This window comes from Paraburkholderia sp. Ac-20336 (assembly GCF_017105025.1).
GTDB lineage: Bacteria > Pseudomonadota > Gammaproteobacteria > Burkholderiales > Burkholderiaceae > Paraburkholderia.
Map to the genome: position 1 here is coordinate 1 of NZ_JAAGPS010000070.1, position 19,503 is coordinate 19,503.

General features: G+C 61.3%; 17 protein-coding genes and 1 pseudogene. 11 read left to right on the forward strand and 7 right to left on the reverse strand.

Features of this window, described 5'->3' with window-relative positions:
• Positions 1 to 703 (reverse strand): DUF932 domain-containing protein (locus GXB81_RS19595; protein WP_205990100.1); only part of this gene is annotated, 703 nt, incomplete at its 3' end.
• A 525-nt stretch (positions 704 to 1,228) separates the two neighbouring features.
• Here GXB81_RS19595 and GXB81_RS19600 point away from each other — a divergent pair.
• The 4 genes from GXB81_RS19600 to GXB81_RS19615 all read left to right on the forward strand — a co-directional run bounded on the left by GXB81_RS19600 (position 1,229) and on the right by GXB81_RS19615 (position 5,770).
• On the forward strand, positions 1,229 to 2,773 hold the full coding sequence (locus GXB81_RS19600) for a Rieske 2Fe-2S domain-containing protein (RefSeq protein WP_205990101.1): 1,545 nt from the start codon (positions 1,229 to 1,231) through the stop codon (positions 2,771 to 2,773).
• An 86-nt stretch (positions 2,774 to 2,859) separates the two neighbouring features.
• Complete coding sequence (locus GXB81_RS19605; protein WP_205990102.1) at positions 2,860 to 3,870, forward strand: PDR/VanB family oxidoreductase; 1,011 nt, start codon at positions 2,860 to 2,862, stop codon at positions 3,868 to 3,870.
• A gap of 95 nt (positions 3,871 to 3,965) precedes the next feature.
• A complete protein-coding gene (gene ilvC, locus GXB81_RS19610; protein ID WP_205990103.1) occupies positions 3,966 to 4,979 on the forward strand; it encodes a ketol-acid reductoisomerase in 1,014 nt (337 codons plus the stop codon).
• A 77-nt stretch (positions 4,980 to 5,056) separates the two neighbouring features.
• Positions 5,057 to 5,770: a GntR family transcriptional regulator gene (locus tag GXB81_RS19615; protein ID WP_205990104.1), complete on the forward strand. Its 714-nt coding sequence runs from the start codon at positions 5,057 to 5,059 to the stop codon at positions 5,768 to 5,770.
• A gap of 44 nt (positions 5,771 to 5,814) precedes the next feature.
• Here GXB81_RS19615 and GXB81_RS19620 read toward each other — a convergent pair whose 3' ends face one another.
• Positions 5,815 to 6,735: a LysR substrate-binding domain-containing protein gene (locus GXB81_RS19620; protein ID WP_205990105.1), complete on the reverse strand. Its 921-nt coding sequence runs from the start codon at positions 6,733 to 6,735 to the stop codon at positions 5,815 to 5,817.
• Between the two features lie 170 nt (positions 6,736 to 6,905).
• Here GXB81_RS19620 and GXB81_RS19625 point away from each other — a divergent pair, with 170 nt between their 5' ends.
• Positions 6,906 to 7,748 (forward strand): class II aldolase/adducin family protein, encoded by an 843-nt coding sequence (locus tag GXB81_RS19625; RefSeq protein ID WP_205990106.1) that lies wholly within the window; start codon positions 6,906 to 6,908, stop codon positions 7,746 to 7,748.
• Between the two features lie 127 nt (positions 7,749 to 7,875).
• Complete coding sequence (locus GXB81_RS19630; RefSeq protein ID WP_205990107.1) at positions 7,876 to 9,183, forward strand: MFS transporter; 1,308 nt, start codon at positions 7,876 to 7,878, stop codon at positions 9,181 to 9,183.
• 106 nt (positions 9,184 to 9,289) lie between these two features.
• Here the strand turns inward: GXB81_RS19630 and GXB81_RS19635 are convergent, their stop codons facing one another.
• Together GXB81_RS19635 and GXB81_RS19640 are read right to left on the reverse strand one after the other, a co-directional pair.
• Positions 9,290 to 9,952, reverse strand: coding sequence for a GntR family transcriptional regulator (locus tag GXB81_RS19635; RefSeq protein ID WP_205990108.1), 663 nt, complete (start codon positions 9,950 to 9,952; stop codon positions 9,290 to 9,292).
• 234 nt (positions 9,953 to 10,186) lie between these two features.
• Positions 10,187 to 10,732, reverse strand: a complete 546-nt coding sequence (locus GXB81_RS19640; protein ID WP_205990109.1) for a hypothetical protein — start codon at positions 10,730 to 10,732, stop codon at positions 10,187 to 10,189.
• Positions 10,733 to 11,051: 319 nt separating this feature from the next.
• On the opposite strand from GXB81_RS19640, the pseudogene GXB81_RS19645 reads away from it, so the two are divergent.
• A pseudogene (locus tag GXB81_RS19645) lies at positions 11,052 to 12,027 on the forward strand (YncE family protein).
• Between the two features lie 79 nt (positions 12,028 to 12,106).
• Here the strand turns inward: GXB81_RS19645 and GXB81_RS19650 are convergent.
• Genes GXB81_RS19650 through GXB81_RS19660 form a run of 3 tightly spaced genes read right to left on the reverse strand, consistent with a single transcriptional unit; the run spans position 12,107 to position 13,856 of the window.
• Complete coding sequence (locus GXB81_RS19650; RefSeq protein ID WP_205990110.1) at positions 12,107 to 12,307, reverse strand: DUF1289 domain-containing protein; 201 nt, start codon at positions 12,305 to 12,307, stop codon at positions 12,107 to 12,109.
• Positions 12,308 to 12,310: 3 nt separating this feature from the next.
• Entirely contained in the window at positions 12,311 to 13,576 is a 1,266-nt protein-coding gene (gene dmeF, locus GXB81_RS19655) for a CDF family Co(II)/Ni(II) efflux transporter DmeF (protein ID WP_205990111.1), read from the reverse strand.
• Positions 13,577 to 13,583: 7 nt separating this feature from the next.
• Complete coding sequence (locus GXB81_RS19660; protein ID WP_205990112.1) at positions 13,584 to 13,856, reverse strand: metal/formaldehyde-sensitive transcriptional repressor; 273 nt, start codon at positions 13,854 to 13,856, stop codon at positions 13,584 to 13,586.
• A gap of 1,123 nt (positions 13,857 to 14,979) precedes the next feature.
• Here GXB81_RS19660 and GXB81_RS19665 point away from each other — a divergent pair.
• The 4 genes from GXB81_RS19665 to GXB81_RS19680 all read left to right on the forward strand — a co-directional run bounded on the left by GXB81_RS19665 (position 14,980) and on the right by GXB81_RS19680 (position 19,492).
• Positions 14,980 to 15,669, forward strand: a complete 690-nt coding sequence (locus GXB81_RS19665) for a response regulator transcription factor (RefSeq protein ID WP_205990128.1) — start codon at positions 14,980 to 14,982, stop codon at positions 15,667 to 15,669.
• Positions 15,659 to 16,942, forward strand: a complete 1,284-nt coding sequence (locus tag GXB81_RS19670; RefSeq protein ID WP_205990113.1) for a HAMP domain-containing sensor histidine kinase — start codon at positions 15,659 to 15,661, stop codon at positions 16,940 to 16,942. The genes GXB81_RS19665 and GXB81_RS19670 overlap by 11 nt, the downstream gene beginning before the upstream one ends.
• A 97-nt stretch (positions 16,943 to 17,039) precedes the next feature.
• On the forward strand, positions 17,040 to 18,431 hold the full coding sequence (locus tag GXB81_RS19675; protein ID WP_205990114.1) for a TolC family protein: 1,392 nt from the start codon (positions 17,040 to 17,042) through the stop codon (positions 18,429 to 18,431).
• Positions 18,428 to 19,492 (forward strand): metal transporter, encoded by a 1,065-nt coding sequence (locus tag GXB81_RS19680; RefSeq protein ID WP_205990115.1) that lies wholly within the window; start codon positions 18,428 to 18,430, stop codon positions 19,490 to 19,492. The genes GXB81_RS19675 and GXB81_RS19680 overlap by 4 nt, the downstream gene beginning before the upstream one ends.
• Positions 19,493 to 19,503: the final 11 nt, after the last annotated feature.

Consider the following 19,503-nt stretch of genomic DNA (forward strand, 5'->3'; position numbering starts at 1 on the left):
CTTTGGTGAGGTTTTCCTGCACGCGGTTAAAGACCGTCCAGAGGTCGTCGCGGCGATCCTCGAAGCGACGCGGAGCGAGCAACTGGTTTTCGGTGATGGGGGCCGGTGCCTCTGCGTCGGTCGGGTCATAGCGCAGGGCGAGCGCGGAGCGGGCGAACGCCTGCTGTTCGTCGCGATCGAGCGTCACGTCGCGCATGGCGTCCTTCTGTTCGCGGATCAGGTCGAAGCCGTCGAGCACATCGAATGCGCCGTTGATGACGTTCTGCACGATGTTGCCCTTGTGTGGCACGCGGATATCGGCAACGTTCTCGCCCGCGACCATGCCGTTCTGGCAGACGAAGCGCAGCACGCCCGCGAGCATCTGGTAACTGCTGGTGCCGTCGTGCGAGTTCAGGAGGACGATTTCGTTGGCTTCGTCGCCGTTGATCTGGTCGGCGTGGCGCAGGCGAAGCATGTGCTTCGTGTATTCGCGTCTGCTCTGATCGCGCACGCGGGTCTGACAGATCATGAACGGCTGGAAACCTTCGTTGCGCAGGCCGTGCAGCACGTCGATGGTGGGAATGTAGGTATAGCGTTCCGAGCGGCTTGCGTGCTTGCCGTCCGCGAAGATGGACGGGGCGACGCGCAGAATCTGGTCGTCCGACAGGGGCGCGTCGGCCCGAAGCATCGGGGAACCGTAACGGAAAGAGGAAGTGAGTTGCATGATTATCTCCACAGCTAGAGGGTTGAAGTACGGGCTGTGGGATGGCCCTGGCGCTTACGCGGGAAACCTTCCCGGTGGAACTCGGGGTTGGCTTCTGCTTTTGCCTGACGCCCTGTTTCCTGCCCGTGCGACCCAGGGAGCCGGGGGCGGGGCGGTGTCAAGGAAAGAGGCGAGGGATGGTGCGGGCAACACGGTCCCTCGCCCCTTGATGCCGGCCCGCCCCCGGCTACGGTCGCGGGACAGGGCAGGAAACCGGGTGGCGGGCAGAGGTCAGGGCACGGGTTCGACGGGAGGAACTGCGAAGCTTTGGTTATTCATAGTTTCTGGGGCAACGCTGTGAATAGCTTTTGTACCGGAAGCCCCCGGCTGATTTGGGCAAGCCGACGGCGGCGGATTGGCGTTAACCCATAGAGACAAGGGAGCCATAGACGCTTAATCTTTGGATACAGAGTTCAGAGCACAGAAATCAGTATCCTGAATGATCAAGACTAAAAATCGGTCCCTATCAATCGTTGGAGGCAAGACATGAGTGTCAAATCGGACAAGCTGGACGAGCAAAAGAGCACGGGGGGGGCGGCGCCAGTCGCGAGGAAGCTGATTCCCTATGGCGGGTACTACACGAACAAGGTGCCGGATCACGACCCCGAACTCACCGAAACAGGTCCTGGCACGCCGACGGGCGAATTCATGCGCCGCTTCTGGCACCCGGTCTGCATGTCGATGGAACTGACCGATACTCCCCGGTTCCTGAAAATTCTCAACGAGGAACTCGTTGCCTTCCGGGACAAGAGCGGCCGGGTCGGCGTGCTGCACGCGCACTGCGTGCACCGGGGCGCCTCGCTCGAATACGGGGCGATCCAGGAGCACGGCATCATGTGCTGCTATCACGGCATGGTGTTCGATGTCGACGGAACGTGCCTCCACGTCCCGTTTCCCAAGGGCGAAGAAAAGGAAGCCGAAAAGTTCGCCTGCTCGATTCGTCAGGGCGCATACAAGGCGGTCGAGCGTAACGGTCTTGTCTTCGCCTATATGGGGCCGCCGGAAGACGAGCCGCCGTTCCCCGAGTGGGAAAGCGACTTTACTGTGATGGAAGGCGACGAACTCGTCCCGTACAGCAACTTCCAGCACTGCAACTGGCTGCAGGTCCAGGACAATGCGGCGGACAACTATCATCCGACCGCGCTGCATGCCGGCAAGAACGTCGTCGATGGCAACTTCCAGGGCACGACGTTCGACGAGGTCGGCGCCGCATCGATGGAGGTCGCGCCCGACATGAACTTCGTCCCGGTGCAAGGCGGCCGCAGTCTCGCCTGTGCGGGCGCACGCCGTGTCGATAAGGACAAGCTCTTCGTGCGTGTGCAGCACCAGGTGCTGCCGAACCTCAGTCTGCACGCTTACACCTCGGAAGACGGTTCGAAGAAGAAGCTCTTCAGCCGTTTCCACATCATCCGCTGGACCGTGCCGGTCGATGACGAAAACAGCAAGATGATTGGCTGGCGCGTCATGGGCCCCGGCATCGACACACGCGGCATCGGCAACAAGGAGATGGTCGGCTACGAAACCATCGACTTCCTGGAAGGCCAGGTTGCGATGCGCCGTCCGGAGCGCTTCGGCAAGTACAAGCTCGAAGATATGCCGCCGATTCCGCCGAACCATCGCGAACGCGCCAACTATAAGGAAGCGCAGTACGCGCCGGGCGACTACGAAGCCATCATCAGCCAACGCCCCATCGCCGTGCATGCGCTGGAGCATCCGACGCGCTTCGACGCTGGTCTCTACCAGTTCCGCAAGATGCTAAGAGATGCGGTGCGCGGGACGAATCCGGCCTCGTCGGCCCAGGGTTTCGCCGACTGGCTCCGCGAACTCGCGGGCATGCCCAACAGTTATTGCTCGGGCAACGTCTTCGAAATCGCGGAAGGCGAAACCGTCGAAGACGAAGTGGTCCGCCGCCGCAAGGTACTGAAGTCGGTTGTCGAGATCCTGACCCAGAGCGATTCCATGAAGGGGCAGGAGCGCGCCGAATTCGTGCGGGGCAAGTTCGACGAACTCGAGCAATCGCTCAAACGCTAAGTCACCGTGGCGCGGGCACGTCGGTGTCCGCGTCCGCCCGGCAGAGCTTCGGCGAATGCCCGTCGTTCGCCTCGCAAGGATAGGAAATGGAAACCGTACTGGAAGCAGAAGAGGCCGTCCAGGATATCGGCACGGGAACCCTCGACGTCAGGATCACGCAGATTCGCTACGAAGGCAAAGGCATCAACTCGTACGAGTTGACGAGCCCGTCCGGCAAGCAACTGCCGCCATTCGACGCCGGCGCGCACATCGATATCCACCTGAAGAACGGCGTCATCCGGCAGTATTCCCTGTGCAATTCTTCAACGGAACGCCACCGTTATGTCATTGCCGTGCTCAAGGACGAGAACGGCCGAGGCGGGTCACGCGCCGTGCACGAAGGGCTCTGCGCGGGTGACGTCGTCACCATCAGCGCACCCCGGAATCACTTCGCGCTCACGCGTGACGCCACAAGGGTCATTCTCATTGCCGGCGGTATCGGCGTGACGCCCCTGAAAGCCATGGCGCACGAACTCGAAGGCCGTGGCGTCGACTTCGAAATGCATTACTGCGCGCGCAGTCCCGAAGCCGCGGCGTTCGGCCAGGAATTCGACGACATGCACCAGGCAGGAAAGCTGCACTATCACTTCGACAACGGCGTGCAGAGCAATCAGTTCGACATCGGAAAGCTTCTCGCGCAACCGGCCTCGGGAACGCATGTGTACTACTGCGGACCCAGCGGATTCATGGCCGCTTGCGCGGATGCGGCGAGTCATTGGCCGAAGGGCTCCGTGCACTTCGAGCACTTCAAGGCGCCGGAGCAGCCGAAGCGCGCGCCGGGCGATACCGAACACGCCAGCGGATGCGAAGTGACGATCGCGAGTACCGGCCAGGTCATTCTGCTCAAGCCGGAACACACGCTCGCCGACGCCCTCAACGAAGCAGGCGTCGCAATTGCGACGTCATGCTGCGCGGGGCTGTGCGCCACCTGCAAGGTCAGGTATCTCGAAGGCGAGGTCGAGCATAACGACTTCATCCTCAGCGACGAGGAGCGCCGGGAGTACCTGACGACCTGCGTATCGAGGCCCGCCGGCAAAACGCTGGTTCTCGACCTCTGAGCCGTTCTTTTCGAATTAAGCCTGCACCGTGTCGCGGCCGGTTTATCGGCACGCCTCACGCTTCAGCACCATTGCTGCAAACAACCGGAATGAGTATGAAAGTCTTCTACGATAAAGATGCCGACCTCTCCCTTCTCAAGAGCCGCAGTGTCGCCGTCATCGGCTACGGCTCGCAGGGGCACGCTCACGCGCTGAACCTGAAGGACAGCGGCATCGATGTCAGCGTCGGGCTGCGCAAAGGCCCGTCATGGGAAAAAGCCGAGAAAGCGGGCTTGAAGGTGCGGAATATCGCCGACGCCGTCAAGGAAGCCGACATCATCATGATGCTCCTCCCCGACGAGCAGATCGCCGACGTGTACCGTAACGAAGTCGAGCCGAACGCGCGTAACGGCGCGGTCCTCGGCTTCGCCCACGGGTTCAACATCCACTATGGCCAGGTCGCTCCGCGCGCGGATCTCGATGTGATGATGGTCGCGCCGAAGGCGCCGGGCCATACGGTACGCAGCACCTATGTCGCCGGCGGCGGCGTGCCGCATCTCATCGCGGTCGCGCAAAACCCGTCCGGAAGCGCGCGCGATATCGCACTCGCCTATGCCGCCGCAAACGGTGGCGGCCGCGCGGGCGTCATTGAAACGAGTTTCCTCGAAGAAACCGAGACCGACCTCTTTGGCGAACAGGCCGTCCTGTGCGGAGGTCTGGTCGATCTCATCAAGGCCGGTTTCGAGACGCTGGTAGAAGCCGGTTACGCGCCGGAAATGGCGTACTTCGAGTGCCTTCATGAAGTCAAGCTCATCGTGGATCTCATCTACGAAGGCGGCATTGCGAACATGAACTACGGCATTTCGAACAACGCGGAGTATGGCGAATACGTGACCGGCCCGCGAATCGTGACGGACGCGACCCGGCAAGCCATGAAGGAGGTTCTCCGCGACATCCAGACCGGCGAGTACGCGAAGAGCTTCATCCTCGAGAACCGGGCCGGCGCACCGACGCTTCAATCGCGCCGCCGTCTCGTCGCCGCGCATCCCATTGAAACCGTGGGCGCGCAGTTGCGGGCCATGATGCCGTGGATTAGCAGGCACGCATTGGTAGACCGCTCCAGGAACTAAGGACGGACGAGTTGCGCGACGTTGGATGTTATCGATGGTTCGCGCGGCCCTTCCCGTCGCAGTGGGGATGCAAGCATATGACATCGAAGTTGATTCAGATTCCATCTCGAACTGACTACGTCGAAGAAGTCTATAAGGTACTCGTGGACGCCATCTGTGAAGGCTCGCTGGAACCCGGTACCCGTCTGACTCAGGATGAAATCGCGGAGCAGCTTTCGGTCTCTCGTTCTCCCGTGCTTCAGGCGCTGCGGTTATTGAAGAAGGATGGGCTGGTTCAGGACGCGCCAGGCCGAGGCGTCCTGGTTGCCCCGCTGGACTTGCAGTGGCTCAGCAATCTCTACGAAATACGCGGAACACTGGATGCCCTGGCGGCAAAGCTCGCCGCCAACAGGCGCGCCAGGTTGGCCCCCGCACTCATTACTCGAGGGCGTCAGGCGTCTCTGAATACAGATATCAGAGCGATGATTGACGCCGACATGGAGTTTCACTTTGCTGTCTACGCGGCGTCTGGCAATCCATTAATCGCTGAAACGGCGCGCATTCATTGGGTCCATCTGCGAAGGGTCATGGGCGCAATGCTTCAGGCGTCTGGTCAGCGAGCGTCGATCTGGGATGAACACGAGGCGATTGCCGAAGCCATTGAGGCTGGGAAATCCGCGGCGGCAGTTGAATATTCCGAGTTCCATACTCAACGTGCCCACGAGCATCTCGTTGCCGAACTTACCGCCGTTCTGGGAACGGATAGCGAGGAAGGGGCGCCAGGCGAGTGGGTCAAAGCTCTGCCCGTTTGAGTCGGGTTTAGAGAGCATTGGGCGTTGCGAGCCCAGTGCCCAGGTTAGTCCGCAACCGATGAGTGCTCCAGGCCGGCTGCATAGAAAAGCCAGAGTCTGAAGCGTTTGACCTTATCGACTTCATGCTCGTTTTCGCGATAGGAGAGGAAATGTGTCTCACGGCTAAGTTTGACGAACGCGCTTTCGCCCACGATGACCAGGTCTCCACGGGAGAGTTCGCGCTCGGCGAGTCGTGTGGTTTCGAGTGCAACGCCCATTCCGTCAACCGCCGCCGAAAGGACGAGCGCTGCACGGTCGAATGAGGGGCGGGCCCGATTCGGGAGATCCATGTCGTTGTGCCGGAACCAGTCGGACCATGTAATACCGCTGAGTTGGGAGTCGATAAGCGTGAGTTCCTGTATCAATGCACGCGGCTCGACGTCGGTGCGAAGCAATGACGGCGAGCACATGGGCGCGATACGTTCCTCGCCCATCGGGAGCGTCATGATGCCGGTCCTTTGGACGGCGTGACCGTAGGAGATCGCCACATCGATCTCCCGGTCCCTGCCGAGATCGATGGGCGTCGCGCCCGACGAGAGCCGGATTGTGATGTCAGGATTGTCACGCATGAACTCCAGCAAACGCGGGCCGAGCCATTTGGCAGCAAAGCTGGGCGCGCTATGTAGTGCGAGCACCTGGGCAGTGGGTGCGAGGCTCACCTCGTTGCAGGCAGCTTCGATGACGTCGAATACGCGACCGAGGCTTTGCTGGAGGCGCAGTCCCTCCGGCGTCGCTTCCACCGTGCGGTTGCGTCTCGCCAATAGTCGGCGGCCGAAGTAGTCCTCCAGTTCGCGAACCTGGTGGCTGATTGCGGATTGAGTGAGATGAAGTTCTTCTGCCGCACGTGTGAAGCTCTTTAGCCGGGCAGTTGCTTCGAATGCTCTAAGCAGTACGAAATTTGGAAGTCGCCTCACATCCGTCTCCATGCATGAACGTGATTCATGGTTGTATGAACAGCCATTGTTTGTCAACTGTTCCATCAAAGCTGACGATATCGGTACCGGTTCCTGTTTCCAGGGACAGAAACAGTAGTTGAAAAAATGAAATCAATTCGCTTCAAGTTTTCGTCACCCCATCTTGTAGAAGGAGAATGACCATGTCCACCGTCGCCGAACAGCCGACCGATTCGATCGTGAAACCCGGAAAGGTTTCGATTTATCAACCTGACCAGGAGAGGCTGATTTTTCCGGATCTTCCCACGTTCAAGACGGTGGAAGAACACCGTCAGCATCTCAAGGAACGACTCGTGGCCGCCTGCCGCGCATTCGCTATTCAAGGCTTCGATTACGGGTTTGCCGGGCACCTCACCGTACGCGATCCGGGCAATCCGAGCCTCTACTGGACGAATCCGATGGCCGTTCACTTCGCGCAGGTCAAGGTCTCGAATCTCATCTGCGCCGATCACGAGGGCACGGTCGTGGAGGGCGAGTACGCCATCAATCGTGCCGGCTTCGTCCTGCACGCGGCGGTGCACGAGCAGCATCCGGATATCGTCGCCATGTGCCACGCGCACACGGTGTACGGCACCGCGTTCGCATCGCTCGGCAAGCCCCTCGCTCCCATCTCGCAGGATGCGGCCGCCTTCTACGAGGACCACGTGGTTATTGGTGACGAGGCGGGCAAGGTTGCGGTCGAAGTAAAGGGCGGCAACAAGGTCGCGAACGCTTTCGCCGGCGTCAAGGCCGCGATTCACCAGAATCACGGCCTGCTCACCGCGAGCCGCCACAGCATCGACTCGGCGGCTTTCTGGTTCATCGCCCTGGAGCGCTGCTGCCGGCAACAGTTGATGATCGAAGCCACCGGCGTCACGCCCAAAGAGGTGGCGCCTGAGCGCGCTCGCTACAGTCGCGAGCACGTCGGTAGCGACTACATCGGCTGGCTCCATTTCCAGACTATCTGGAACGACCTTCTCGCGACGCAGCACGACATGTTCGACTAACTGGCGTTTAGCGAACTCTCGACCTCCGAAGGAACATCGAGTTGTTCCTTTTCGGAGGTCTCCATTGCGGCGGAGACAAAGCACATAGTGCGCCCGCCGAGGAAGCAAGGCCCCCAAGGAGACAACCATGAGTTCCCACAGCCCAGCCGCGTATATGGAAGGTGGCGAGTCATCCGCATTTGCGAAAGCAACCATGCGGCTCGTGCCATTCCTCTTTCTATGCTACTTGGCGGCATATCTGGACCGAATCAATGTTGCATTTGCCAAACTGCAGATGCTCAACGACCTGGGCCTCAACGAGGCCATCTACGGATTCGGAGCAAGTGTGTTCTTCATCGGCTACCTTTTGTTCGAGGTTCCGAGCAATCTGCTGCTTCTGCGCGTCGGCCCACGGCGCTGGATCGCGCGAATCATGGTGACATGGGGCATTATTTCGGCCTGCATGATGTTCGTCAGGACGCCGGTCGAGTTTTATATCATGCGGTTTCTTCTTGGCGTCGCCGAAGCGGGATTCTTTCCGGCGATCGTTCTTTACCTGACGTACTGGTTCCCCTCCTCGAGGCGCTCCAAGGTGACGGCGCTGTTCATGACGGGCATTCCGATGTCAGGTGTCATTGGCGGGCCTCTTTCGGGTTGGCTCATGACCCAGCTCGGCGGCGTACACGGGATAGCGGGATGGCAATGGCTCTTTCTGCTTGAAGGCATACCGACCGTCATCCTCGGTGTCATCGCATTCTTTTATCTCGACGACAAGGTTCAGGACGCAAACTGGCTTAGCGAAAGCCAGAAGGCGGCAATCGAGAGAAAATTGCGGGACGAAGCACCGAAAGACGCGCTGCACTCCGCACTGGATGGCCTGCTGAATCCGAAGATTCTTCTCGTCAGCGGCATCTATTTCTTCTACACGATGGGGCTCTACGGTGTGAGCTTCTGGCTCCCGACGCTGATCAAGTCGAGCGGGGTCTCCGATCCGCTCAACGTCGGTTTGCTCTCGGCTATTCCGTATGCGGCGGGTGCCATTGCCATGATAGTGGTCAGCCAAAGCTCTGACCGCACCGGCGAGCGACGCTGGCACCTGATTGTGCCGGGCCTGGTAGGTGCGTTTGGACTCGCGATGAGCGTCTCATTCGCCCACTCGACTGTTCTCGCAATGATTGGCCTGACGATTGGAACGATGGGCGTGATGACGACGATTTCCCAATTCTGGGTGTTGCCACCGGCCTTCCTGGGGGGTGCCGCCGCAGCGGCCGGCCTCGCGTTGGCAAATTCGGTCGGCAGTATCTCAGGCGTGGTCAGCCCGTCTCTGATTGGGGTAATCAAAAACACAACGGGCTCCGCGGGTGCGGGCGTGCTGGTGCTCTCCGTCAGCCTGTTGGTCGGCGGCGCGATGGTACTTCTCGTTCCACCGACTCTCGTTAACTCCAACTCTAAGTAACTATCGCAGCAGACAAGCCGGCCGGAGCATCGCTGCCGGCCGGCAGCGCTAGAGGCAGGTGCGTTCGCTGTGCTTGATCGGCCTATCGCGTCGGGGAGCACTCAGCTTAGGTGACCGCCTCGCTCATGTGCTGGACCAGATTCTCTCGGGCAAATTCCGTGTGCTGGACGCTGAGTTTTGCCGCAAGCTCTTCATCGCCTTTTGCAATGGCATCTGCAATTGCGGCATGTTCGTCCCAGACCGTCTTGCGCTGGCCGGCAACCTGATGAACCGCGCCCATGACGCGCCGCAGGTGCATCCAATGCAGGCGTGCATTCTCGACAATGAGCGGATTGCCCGAGGCGGCGTAAATGGCGAGGTGGAACGCCATATCGGACTCGATCATTGCCTTTATATCCGAGCCCTTTGATAGCTTCCTGCCGGTCGCGATGAGCGTCTTGTCCAGCTTGATCTGCTTCCTGGCTGCGAGGCGGGCGGCAAGGCTATCGAGCGCGCCGCGTAGTTCGTAGAGGTGGCCGATCCGCTCCGCGTCCAGCGGTGTCACCTGAAGTCCCCGGCCAGGAGCGTCCTCCACCAGTCCATCCTTCTTCAGCAGCCGGAATGCCTGCAGGACCGGCGATCGGGAGACTGCCAGTTGCTCCGCGATTTCCTCCTGGACAATGCGTGTCCCAGGGGCGATGGAGCCCTCGCTGATGGCGTCGAGAAGAACACGGTAGACCTCGTCGACGTAATCTGTACGAGCCTGAAGTTTCAGAAGTTTTGCTGGCATGGCAACGGGTACTGTGGATACAGAATACCGCAAGCTTACCAGCGTGGGAGAAGTGTGCGAAGACGCGCGGGCATGCGCGAAGTCAAATAACCCGAACTCGGGCGGTGCATGATCATCTTGCCAGATGACGAACGGCTCCGGCCGGGATGAAATGGGGCTGGATTGCGGTCCGCGCTCGAATTCCGGCGCGGAACCGCCAGGGCCGGGATGGTGCTGGTATCCGCTACCGTCCGGTTATACCTGACGGAATGAAAGGCTGGCAAACCAGACAGGTATGTCGGATGTGAGGCCGCTCTTGTAGAGGACATCGGCCTCCACAACCTCCACGTCGAATGCGGCTCTCAATGCGTCGTGGCAGCGAGTCGCATCATTGCGTCCTTGTTGCACGAAGACAATAGCGGCAACGGCACAATAACGCTTCGCCTCGGCGATGGCGAAGGCCACGTCGTCACGTAATCGGTGCTCTGCGCAGTGGCTTGCGTCGCGGACCACCATTGAAAGTAGTCCCAGCGATGTCTTCCCAAGCACCCACTCCGCGTGAGGGACGCCGAAAGTGTCCAACTCGGTTGCTACCCGGATGAGACCGGTGAAACCGCTGAATCCGCTCTGGGCCTGCAGGACTTCGCGAGCGGTTTCCGGGATTTCGCCATCCGTCCACTGTGCCAGGGAAGGCGTGGGCCGTTGACTTCGGCCGAAAGAAAATCCGGTCTCGCCGATAAGAAATGGTTCGTCGAGCGTTGCGCTTGCCGAGTGTCTTGTCAGGAAGTCTGGCATGTTCATCGCGTCTCCATCACGTGTCTTTCTTGCGATAAATACAAAGTGTTTGGGAAATTCTGAATTATTTTTGAGTACGGAGCACCGTACTCTGTATCCAAATACTAGAATTGAATGCTTTCGTTGAACATACGTACAAACGCGATGTGGCACTCCCGCTCATGTTTCACGTAAGCCGTCGGCACTCACGGGAATGCGGGCGTTGCGCTCATCCAGGAGGTGGAAGGTCAGCGGGATTTGATTTCAGTGAGGTGGCCGCAGCCGTGAGCAAAGAAACCATAATGGAACAGATTCCTGCCATGCTATCCGCTGGTGAAGAGAGGATGTGGCAGCGAGCGGTGCCGGTTGTGAGGCGCATGAAGCGGATGACGTAGTAACCGGCACTCTGCCACTGAAGTACATCGAGGATGTGCCGCTGCCAGGACATGCGTCACGATTCGACTATGAAAGCTACGACCCTGGCAGGCATCTGCTGTTCATCGCGCATCTGGGGGACAGCGAAGTTGTCGTATTTGACTCGCTCGTGTCGCGCATCGTCGCGCGCATACCCGGAATCTCCACCGTGCACGGTGTTCTTGTCGTGCCTGAACTGTCCCGCGTGTATGCGTCGGCGACCGGCGCGAACGAGGTTGTCGCGATCGACGAGCGCACGCTGAAGATCACCGCCCGAGTGCCCGGCGGCGTCTATCCGGACGGCATGGCGTACGCGCCCGATGCGCGCAGGCTCTACGTTTCAGATGAAACAGGAGAGACCGAGACGGTGATCGATGTTCCGGGCAACCGGCGTGTCGCGACGATTCCGATGGGCGGAGAGGTTGGCAGTTCGCAATTTGATCCGGTTTCGCGACACGTCTTCGTCAACGTGCAAACGCGACGCCAGCTGGTGGAAATCGACCCGGCCACTAATACGATCGTTTCCCGTACCGACCTGCCGGGGGCGAAAGGCAATCATGGGCTGTTGATCATCCCGGAATCGCGACTCGCATTGATTGCCTGTGAGGACAACGATCGCCTGGTGGTGTTCGACATGCGAGGGATGAAGGTTATCGGCGCGTTCGACGTGGGCGGCGATCCGGATGTACTCGCGTTCGATTCCGCATTGCACATGGCGTACGTGGCCGGCGAGGCGGGCGTGGTGTCGATATTCAACGTGGGCACGTCCGGCGTGTCGAAGATCGGCGATGGCAGGGTCGGGCGCGAACGCGCATGTTGTGGCTGTCGATCCGCAGACGCATCGGTCCTGGTTTCCGCTCAAAAGTGTGGACGGCAATCCGGTGCTGAGGATCATGGCTCCGCAGTGAGGCCCCGAACATTCGGCAGGATGGTCGTCGTGATGGGCGGCGGCACTGAACGATCAATGAAATGGGGCGCTCGAAACCTTCAGTCCGGTGCTGAAAGTTTCGGCGTCTCACGCGCCACCTTCGCCTGTCGACGGGTCTTCTCATTGAGGATCTGATGGCGCCGATGGTCCGTCATCTTCTTCCAGCCGCGGATTTCGTCACGGGTTCGATAGCAGCCGACGCAAAGCCCGGTTTTGCCATCGAACGCACAGACTTCGATGCAAGGCGATCTGAATGCCATCGTTCAGGCGGCGGCGCGTGCAGGATTCACTTCTATGGTGAGATGCGACAGTCCCTTGAAGCGCTTGAGCGCCGCGCGGTAGAAGCTTGGGTTACGTTGCGCTTCCCGGGTGGCCACCGATACGATTGCACTCATGTGCCCCGGACCGACGCGCCATACATGGAGGTCGAGCACAGTATCGCCGTTGTCTTCGATGACATGACGGACGTTCTCAGCCATGCGCCTGTCCAGATTCATGTCGAGCAGGATGCCGCCCGTATCGCGCATCAAGCCCCGCGACCAGTTCGCAATCACCAGTGCGCCAATCACGCCCGCGAGCGGGTCCATCCAGACCCAGCCAAACGCACGCGCCAGCAATAGGCCGATGATCGCCAGTACGGAGACCGCAGCGTCGGCAATGACGTGAATGTGGGCCGATCGAATGTTGTGGTCACGGTTCGCGGCCGTCTGCGCGTCGTCGTGATCGTGCCCGTGTTCCTCGAATTCGATCTGATGTTCACCATCGGGCAGACGGACAACGGCCCTGAACGCGTGCGGCTCGGGAATGTCATCCTTCGACTCCAGATAGCCGCCGCAATCGGCAAATGCGAAGGTCTGATGCGCGCCGTTAGGGCGGATCGTCGTAACCGAAACAGTATCGGCGTTCAGTTTCGAGGAAGTCATGTCGGGCGTAATGCGGAAAACGGGTGGAACACCGTCCTCGAAAACCGACAAGGCAAAAACGCCAGCGCTACCGACGATGCGGTGCACCTCTTCCTCATGACCGTGTTCATGGCCGTGCCCATGTCCATGGCTGTGGCCATGATGGTTGCCGCTCAGCAGCCAGACACTCGCGAGATTGACCAGCAGGCCAAGCACGGCGATAGGGATGGCCTGACCGAAGTGGATGGGCACCGGCGAGAGAAAGCGCGATAGGGCTTCGTACGCAATGAGCAGGGCGATCATGGCGAGCACGATGGCGCTGGTGAATCCCGCGAGATCTCCCAGCTTGCCGGTGCCGAATACGAAGCGGGGATCGCCCGCATGCCTGCGGGCGTACGTGTACGCGAGCGCGGCAATCAGCATCGCGCCGGCGTGTGTCGACATGTGCAGGCCGTCCGCGACGAGCGCGAGCGACCCGAAAAGACCGCCACCGACTATCTCGGCCACCATCATCGCGCTGCACAGCGCAATCACCATCCAGGTTCTGCGCTCGTTGTCTTCATGGGCTGCACCCAGAAAGATGTGGTTCTGTCCCGCTCCGAAGGCGGTATCCTCGAACTCGCTCATGCTTCTCTCACTTGAAGTAGCTGTGGACCACTTCGATTAATTGCTCTGTCCCGCTGCCATGCTCGTCAGCCGGTTCTGCATCGACCAGGTGGGTGCGAATGTGGTCCTCAAGCACGACGGCGAGCAGGCCGTTCATGGCGCCGCGACAGCTCGTGACCTGCTGCAGTACCTCCATGCAGCCGCGCTCTTCCTCGAGCGCTCTTTCGATCGCTTCTACCTGCCCCTTGATTCGGCGGATGCGGTTAAGCAGCTTCTGCTTTTCGCGGATCGTATGGCTCATGTCCGTTCTCCCGTTTTCGGGTGGAGTGTAGCATTTATAGGGTAGGGGGGTATACTAAAATTGGGTAGTGCGATCAAGCGGTGTGCTTTTATAGTCGCCGCACTCTTCGGGGAGTAGCCGCTCCGGACGCGATGTCCGGAGGAGCGCGTCAACATACCTGTCGGCTTGATGGCGACATGGCGTGTGCAGCATAAGCCTAGCAAGACCAATGACGCGCATCACCGTCTGGCCGGGTCGCAGGGGGCGTGTCATCGAGTGTTGACTGCGCGGTCCGGTAAAGGCCTGCGAACTGCGCTGGCTATTACAGTCGATTCTTTGTAGGCATCGGAAGACGCATCAGCACATTGTCGGTCCGTGCGTTGCCGTCCTGCGACGCCCACAGTCGCGGTTCGCGGAGATTTGTCGGCTGTCGAAAGCTTGTGGCCCTATATGGCAACTCCGTTGGGCGTCGATGCGTTGAGGGGCCAAGAGAGTGCCATGGCTGACGACGTGGCCGACGCGACCTGGATACGAAGGTCGGTTGTCCAGGAGAAGCCGACGTTCGAACGTCCGGGTGAACGCGTGGGCGAACGTCCTTAGTTGGCCGGTTGCACCTGCTGGGATAGGGCACCCCAAAACTGCCACTGGCAAAGGTCCGATGCTTTCGAATGGCGGCTTCCGGTGCAGAGGGTGAACGCGTACAAGCGGCCATGAAGCGACATTCGTTTCCGCTGCTGATCAGACATTCATGCGTCGCCTTCAATCAGGTTGCGGCCATTCAAATTTGCACAGTGCGAACGCGAACTGTAGATCGGCGAGAGCGCTTATGCCTGTTGTTTCAGCTTTACAAACGCCAGAAGGCCTCGTGTCGACAGACGTCCCAGACCGCGGGGAATGTCCGCAGCAGACCAACGGGTGTAACCGCGCTTCCTGGATTCGGTTCGGTCACATCGTGGCTCCAAAAGGCCACGCCAGATTCGCTCGAACTGAACTTGGGTAGACTATGAAGCTCCGCATTCGAAACGCACCTTCCCGTTCACAAGTTTCACCGGGCACCGGAAGAGCGCGACGATGCCGCGGTTTCGCGGACAAGGCCCGCCCGCGCTTTGGCTTCCTGGCAAAAATTCTGACAGACGGTAATTCGATGAAGGTGCTCATTGTCGAGGACGATCCGGCGATTGCGGCGAATCTGTACGACTACCTCGAAGCGAACGGATTCGAGGTCGATCTCGCCTCCAATGGCCAGACGGGGCTGGAGATGGCCATGGCCGACTCGTGGGACGCGATCCTGCTCGATCTGTCACTGCCGCGCATGGATGGACTGACGCTGTGCCGCAAGCTGCGCGAAGAAGCGCACCGGGATACGCCGGTGCTGATGCTCACCGCAAGGGATGCGCTCGACGACAAGCTCGCCGGCTTCGTGCATGGCGCCGATGACTATCTGGTCAAACCTTTTTCGCTGCGCGAGGTGGGCGCCCGGCTCGGCGCGCTGATCAAGCGCTACTGGGGCGAGGTCGCCACGCAGGAACTTCGCTTCGGCGATGTGCGGCTCGATCTGACGACGCTCACGGTCGAGCGCGGCGGACGGATCGTCAAGTTGCAGCCGAAAGATCTGCAGCTGCTGCGTATCCTGATGCAAGCGCCGGGGCGCGTATTCGGCCGAACCGAGCTCGAAATGGAGGTCTGGGGCGACGAGCTGCCCGACAGCGACACGCTGCGCGCCCACATCTATACCCTGCGCAAGGCATTGACGCGGCAAGGCGAAGCGGAGCTGATCGAAACCGTCCACGGGCTCGGCTACCGGCTCGTCGCGCGTGACACCGATGCGACGTAGCCTCCGCTTCAAGGTCGCGCTGGTGTTCTCGGCGCTCACGATCATCCTGCTCGTCGCGCAGGCGCTGGGCGTCAGGGTGCTTGCGGAAGCGCAGGAAGAGAAGCTCATCGCCGCGTTGATCCGTGATGACGTGGTCAGCGTGCTGCGAAGCTACCAGGCGAATCCGTCGCTGCTGCCGCCGTTCGACGAGCACTTGCAAGGCTATGTCTCGCCGGCGGACAAGTTTCGGCTCAGTCTGCCATCGAGTGTCGCGAGCCTGCCCGCCGGAACGCACGAGATCATCGTCGGGGGCCAGGAGATCCACGTTGCAATCGTCTCTTTCCAGGGCACACGGCTCTACCGCATCTACGACTTCAGCATCTACGAAACGCATTTCAAGGAGGTGATCGACGCGCTCATGGCCGGCACGGGCGTGTTCGCGCTGCTGACGGTCTGGCTTTCGTTCGGCGTTTCAGGAATGCTGGTGCGCCAGGTCGCCAGCCTGGCGCGTCAGGTCAAGGGGCTCCGCCATGAAGGCACCGGCTCGATCGATCCCGGCGGATATGACGAAGCCGAGATCGCCGGACTGGTCGAAGCCTTCAACGACTACCATCGGCGCATGGCCGACATGATCGCGCGCGAGAAGGATTTCACCGGCAACGTCAGCCACGAGCTGCGCACGCCGCTTACCGCGGTCAAGACCAGCTGCGAGTTGCTCGAACAGGACCCCGCCATCGGCGGTAAGTCGCGCGCCCGGCTTGCGCAGATCAACCGCGCGGCGGACGGCATGCACGAGCTCGTCAATGCGCTGCTGATGCTCGCCCGCGACGATTCCACCCAGCGCATCGAGCCGGTCGAACTCGCGCACATGATCGGGACCATGCTGACGCCGTTTGCGGATCGCTTTGTGAGCAGCGGCGTGTATACGATAAACGACGTCGACAGCCGCATTCAGGTCAATGCAAACCCTTCCGCTCTGGCGATCGTACTGTCGAACCTGATCGACAATGCCGGGCGCTACACCGATCGGGGGTGCATACGCTTTTCGTACGCGGACGGCTGGCTACACATCGAAGACACCGGCGCGGGCATTTCCGAAGAAGCGTTGCCGCACGTCTTCGACCGGTTCTACCGTGCCGCGCAGGGGCAGACTGAACCGCAGGGTTTCGGGATTGGCCTGTCGATCGTCAAGAAGATCTGCGACCGCTACGGCTGGGCGATCCAGCTCGAAAGCGCGGAGCGCCAGGGCACTCGCGTGTCGCTGAGCCTGCCCCTGGCGGGCCTCGAAGGCTGATCCGCCACCCTGTTGACGAAAATTTCACAACCGGTTGCGTAGCATCCGGGTCTGAAGCTGCCCAAAGCACACGGCGGCAAGACCCATGGATGCAGGAATGCGCCGAGCAATACTCATTGTCCTAACACTGCTGGCCGGCTGTGCGACCTATCACGCACAGCCGATCGCGCCCGCCCAACTGGCCCGCCAGTTCGAGCAACGCTCGCTCGCGAGCGATGACCTGCGCGCATTTCTTGCGAAGGCGCTCGGTCACGAGATCCAGCCGTGGCCCGTCGCCCGCTGGAACCGGCAGATGCTCACGCTGGCGGCCTGGCACTACAGTCCGGCGCTCGACGTCGCGCGCGCCCAATGGGGCACCGCGAAAGCCGGCGTGCAGGTCGCCGATGCCATTCCGAACCCGGTACTGCAGTTGCCGTTCCAGTTCGCGACACCCAATCCCGGACCGGGGGCGCCGTTCATCTGGGGTCCCGCCCTCGACATTCCGATCGAGACCGCGGGAAAACGCGGTTACCGAGTCGATCAGGCCTCGCATCTGTCGGAATCCGCGCGTCTGACGATCGGCAACGAAGCGTGGAAAGTCCGTGGCCAGGTCCGCGATGCGCTGCTCGCGCTGTATGCCGCGCGCGTACGCGCTGAATTCCTGTCGCGCAAGGCACAGGCGCTGGAGCAGGTCGTCCGGATGGTCGGAAAGCGACGCTCGGTCGGCGAGAACTCGGGACCGGACGTCGACGCAGTCGTCCTCGTGGCGACGCAGGCTCAGGCTGATTTGGCCGCGGCCCAAAGCGCCCGGCAGGATGCGCTCGCGCAGTTGGCGTCGGCGATCGGGGTGCCGGTGTCCGCGCTCGACGGCGTCCAGTTCGACCTCGACGAGTTGGGTACCGCGCCGGCCGCTCCGCCGGCCGCTGAAGCACGGCGCGACGCCATTTTTCATCGCGCCGATCTCCTGGCGTCGCTCGCTGACTATGCTGCCGCCGAATCGGCGCTGCAACTCGAAGTGGCCAGGCAGTATCCCGACATTCACCTCGGCCCCGGCTACACGTACGACACCGGCACGCACAAGATCGGCTTCGGGATTGCCGGCATCACCTTGCCGATTTTCGACCAGAACCAGGGGAACATCGCGCAGGCCGAGGCCAAGCGCAAGGAAGCGGCGGCCCGTACGGCCGCCCTGCAGGACGCGATCCTCGGCGATCTGGATCATGCCCTCGCGCGCTATCGGGCGAGCCTTGACGCGGTGCAGCTCTCCGCCCGGCACCTCACGACCGCGCGACATCAGCTCGACAGTCAGGCGGCGGGCTTTGCCGCCGGCGACACCGACCGTCTGACGCTCACGCAGGCGAAAGCCGACTACGAGGCGAACGAGATGACGCACCTGGATGCCGTCGTCGCCGCGCGACAGGCGGCCGACGCGCTCGAGGATGCCATGCAGCGGCCCCTCGAACCCGAGCCGGCGAGCGAATCTCTGACCGAACAGGAATCACGGCGATGAAATACCGGTTGCTCTTCTTCGGCGTCGTCACCATCGCGCTGGCCGTCGGCGCGGGCTGGTACATCCATGCGGCGCTTGGCGCCCAGCCAGCGGCAACGCCTGCGACTGCGCAGGCGGCGCCCCAGCCGGATGTTCAGACCGTCAACGGCGAAACCGTGGTGACCGTCAGCCCCGAGGTTCAACGCGCGAGCCACATCGAGGTTGCGCCGCTCGCGCTCGCCACGGTGCAGCCGGACAGCACCGCATGGGCAACGGTGGTCGATCTGCAGCCGCTCTTCGATCTGCGCAACCGGCTGGCCGCCGCACGCGCTGATCTCGATGCGCTCACCGCCCAAGCCGGCAATTCCCATACGCAGTATGAACGCAGCAACGTGCTGTTCGAGGACGACCGCAACGTCTCCCAGAAAAGCCTGCAGGATGCGCGCACAGCGATGCAGGCGGATCAGGCGAAGCTGAAATCAGCCAGGGCGGCAGTCAGCGGGCTGGAAGCAACGATGCGCGAGCAATTCGGTGATGCGCTCACGCGCGCGTCGACAGACGCTTCGTCGGCGCTGTTCCAGCGGCTGCTGTCGGGCAGCACGGCCGTGCTGCGTGTGACGCTGCCCGCGGGATTCAAGGGCGCGGCGCCGGAACGTATCACGGTCGACACGCCGAACGGACAGGCGCTCGCTGCAACGAAGCTTTCCGCATCGCCGCTCGCCGACCCGTCGGTGCAGGGCATTCCGTGGTTTTACGCGGTGGACCGCGCACTGCCCGTCGGCACCCGCACGAGCGCGCACGTCCCGACTTCAGCGGCCGCCTCGCAGCGGCTCGTCGTGCCCAATGCAGCCGTCATCTGGTACGGCGGGCAGCCATGGGCCTACGTGCAGACGGCACAGGATCACTTCGCGCGGCGCTATGTGCCGGCAGGCGACGAGAGCGATCAGGGCTTTCTCGTGAACGCCGGGTTTCATGCCGGGGACCGCGTCGTCACTCAAGGCGCCCAACTGCTGCTTTCCGAGGAACAGAAGCCTCGCGGCATCAGGACGGCCTGCAAGGACCCGCCCGAGTGCGACGACTGATCCGTCATCTC

Bases quoted from the DNA above. Each gene is read 5' to 3' on its own strand.
- GXB81_RS19600 (WP_205990101.1), top strand. From the start codon at position 1,229: ATGAGTGTCAAATCGGACAAGCTGGACGAGCAAAAGAGCACGGGGGGG.
- GXB81_RS19605 (WP_205990102.1), top strand. From the start codon at position 2,860: ATGGAAACCGTACTGGAAGCAGAAGAGGCCGTCCAGGATATCGGCACG.
- ilvC (WP_205990103.1), top strand. From the start codon at position 3,966: ATGAAAGTCTTCTACGATAAAGATGCCGACCTCTCCCTTCTCAAGAGC.
- GXB81_RS19615 (WP_205990104.1), top strand. From the start codon at position 5,057: ATGACATCGAAGTTGATTCAGATTCCATCTCGAACTGACTACGTCGAA.
- GXB81_RS19620 (WP_205990105.1), bottom strand. From the start codon at position 6,735: ATGGAGACGGATGTGAGGCGACTTCCAAATTTCGTACTGCTTAGAGCA.
- GXB81_RS19625 (WP_205990106.1), top strand. From the start codon at position 6,906: ATGTCCACCGTCGCCGAACAGCCGACCGATTCGATCGTGAAACCCGGA.
- GXB81_RS19630 (WP_205990107.1), top strand. From the start codon at position 7,876: ATGAGTTCCCACAGCCCAGCCGCGTATATGGAAGGTGGCGAGTCATCC.
- GXB81_RS19635 (WP_205990108.1), bottom strand. From the start codon at position 9,952: ATGCCAGCAAAACTTCTGAAACTTCAGGCTCGTACAGATTACGTCGAC.
- GXB81_RS19640 (WP_205990109.1), bottom strand. From the start codon at position 10,732: ATGAACATGCCAGACTTCCTGACAAGACACTCGGCAAGCGCAACGCTC.
- GXB81_RS19650 (WP_205990110.1), bottom strand. From the start codon at position 12,307: ATGGCATTCAGATCGCCTTGCATCGAAGTCTGTGCGTTCGATGGCAAA.
- dmeF (WP_205990111.1), bottom strand. From the start codon at position 13,576: ATGAGCGAGTTCGAGGATACCGCCTTCGGAGCGGGACAGAACCACATC.
- GXB81_RS19660 (WP_205990112.1), bottom strand. From the start codon at position 13,856: ATGAGCCATACGATCCGCGAAAAGCAGAAGCTGCTTAACCGCATCCGC.
- GXB81_RS19665 (WP_205990128.1), top strand. From the start codon at position 14,980: ATGAAGGTGCTCATTGTCGAGGACGATCCGGCGATTGCGGCGAATCTG.
- GXB81_RS19670 (WP_205990113.1), top strand. From the start codon at position 15,659: ATGCGACGTAGCCTCCGCTTCAAGGTCGCGCTGGTGTTCTCGGCGCTC.
- GXB81_RS19675 (WP_205990114.1), top strand. From the start codon at position 17,040: ATGCGCCGAGCAATACTCATTGTCCTAACACTGCTGGCCGGCTGTGCG.
- GXB81_RS19680 (WP_205990115.1), top strand. From the start codon at position 18,428: ATGAAATACCGGTTGCTCTTCTTCGGCGTCGTCACCATCGCGCTGGCC.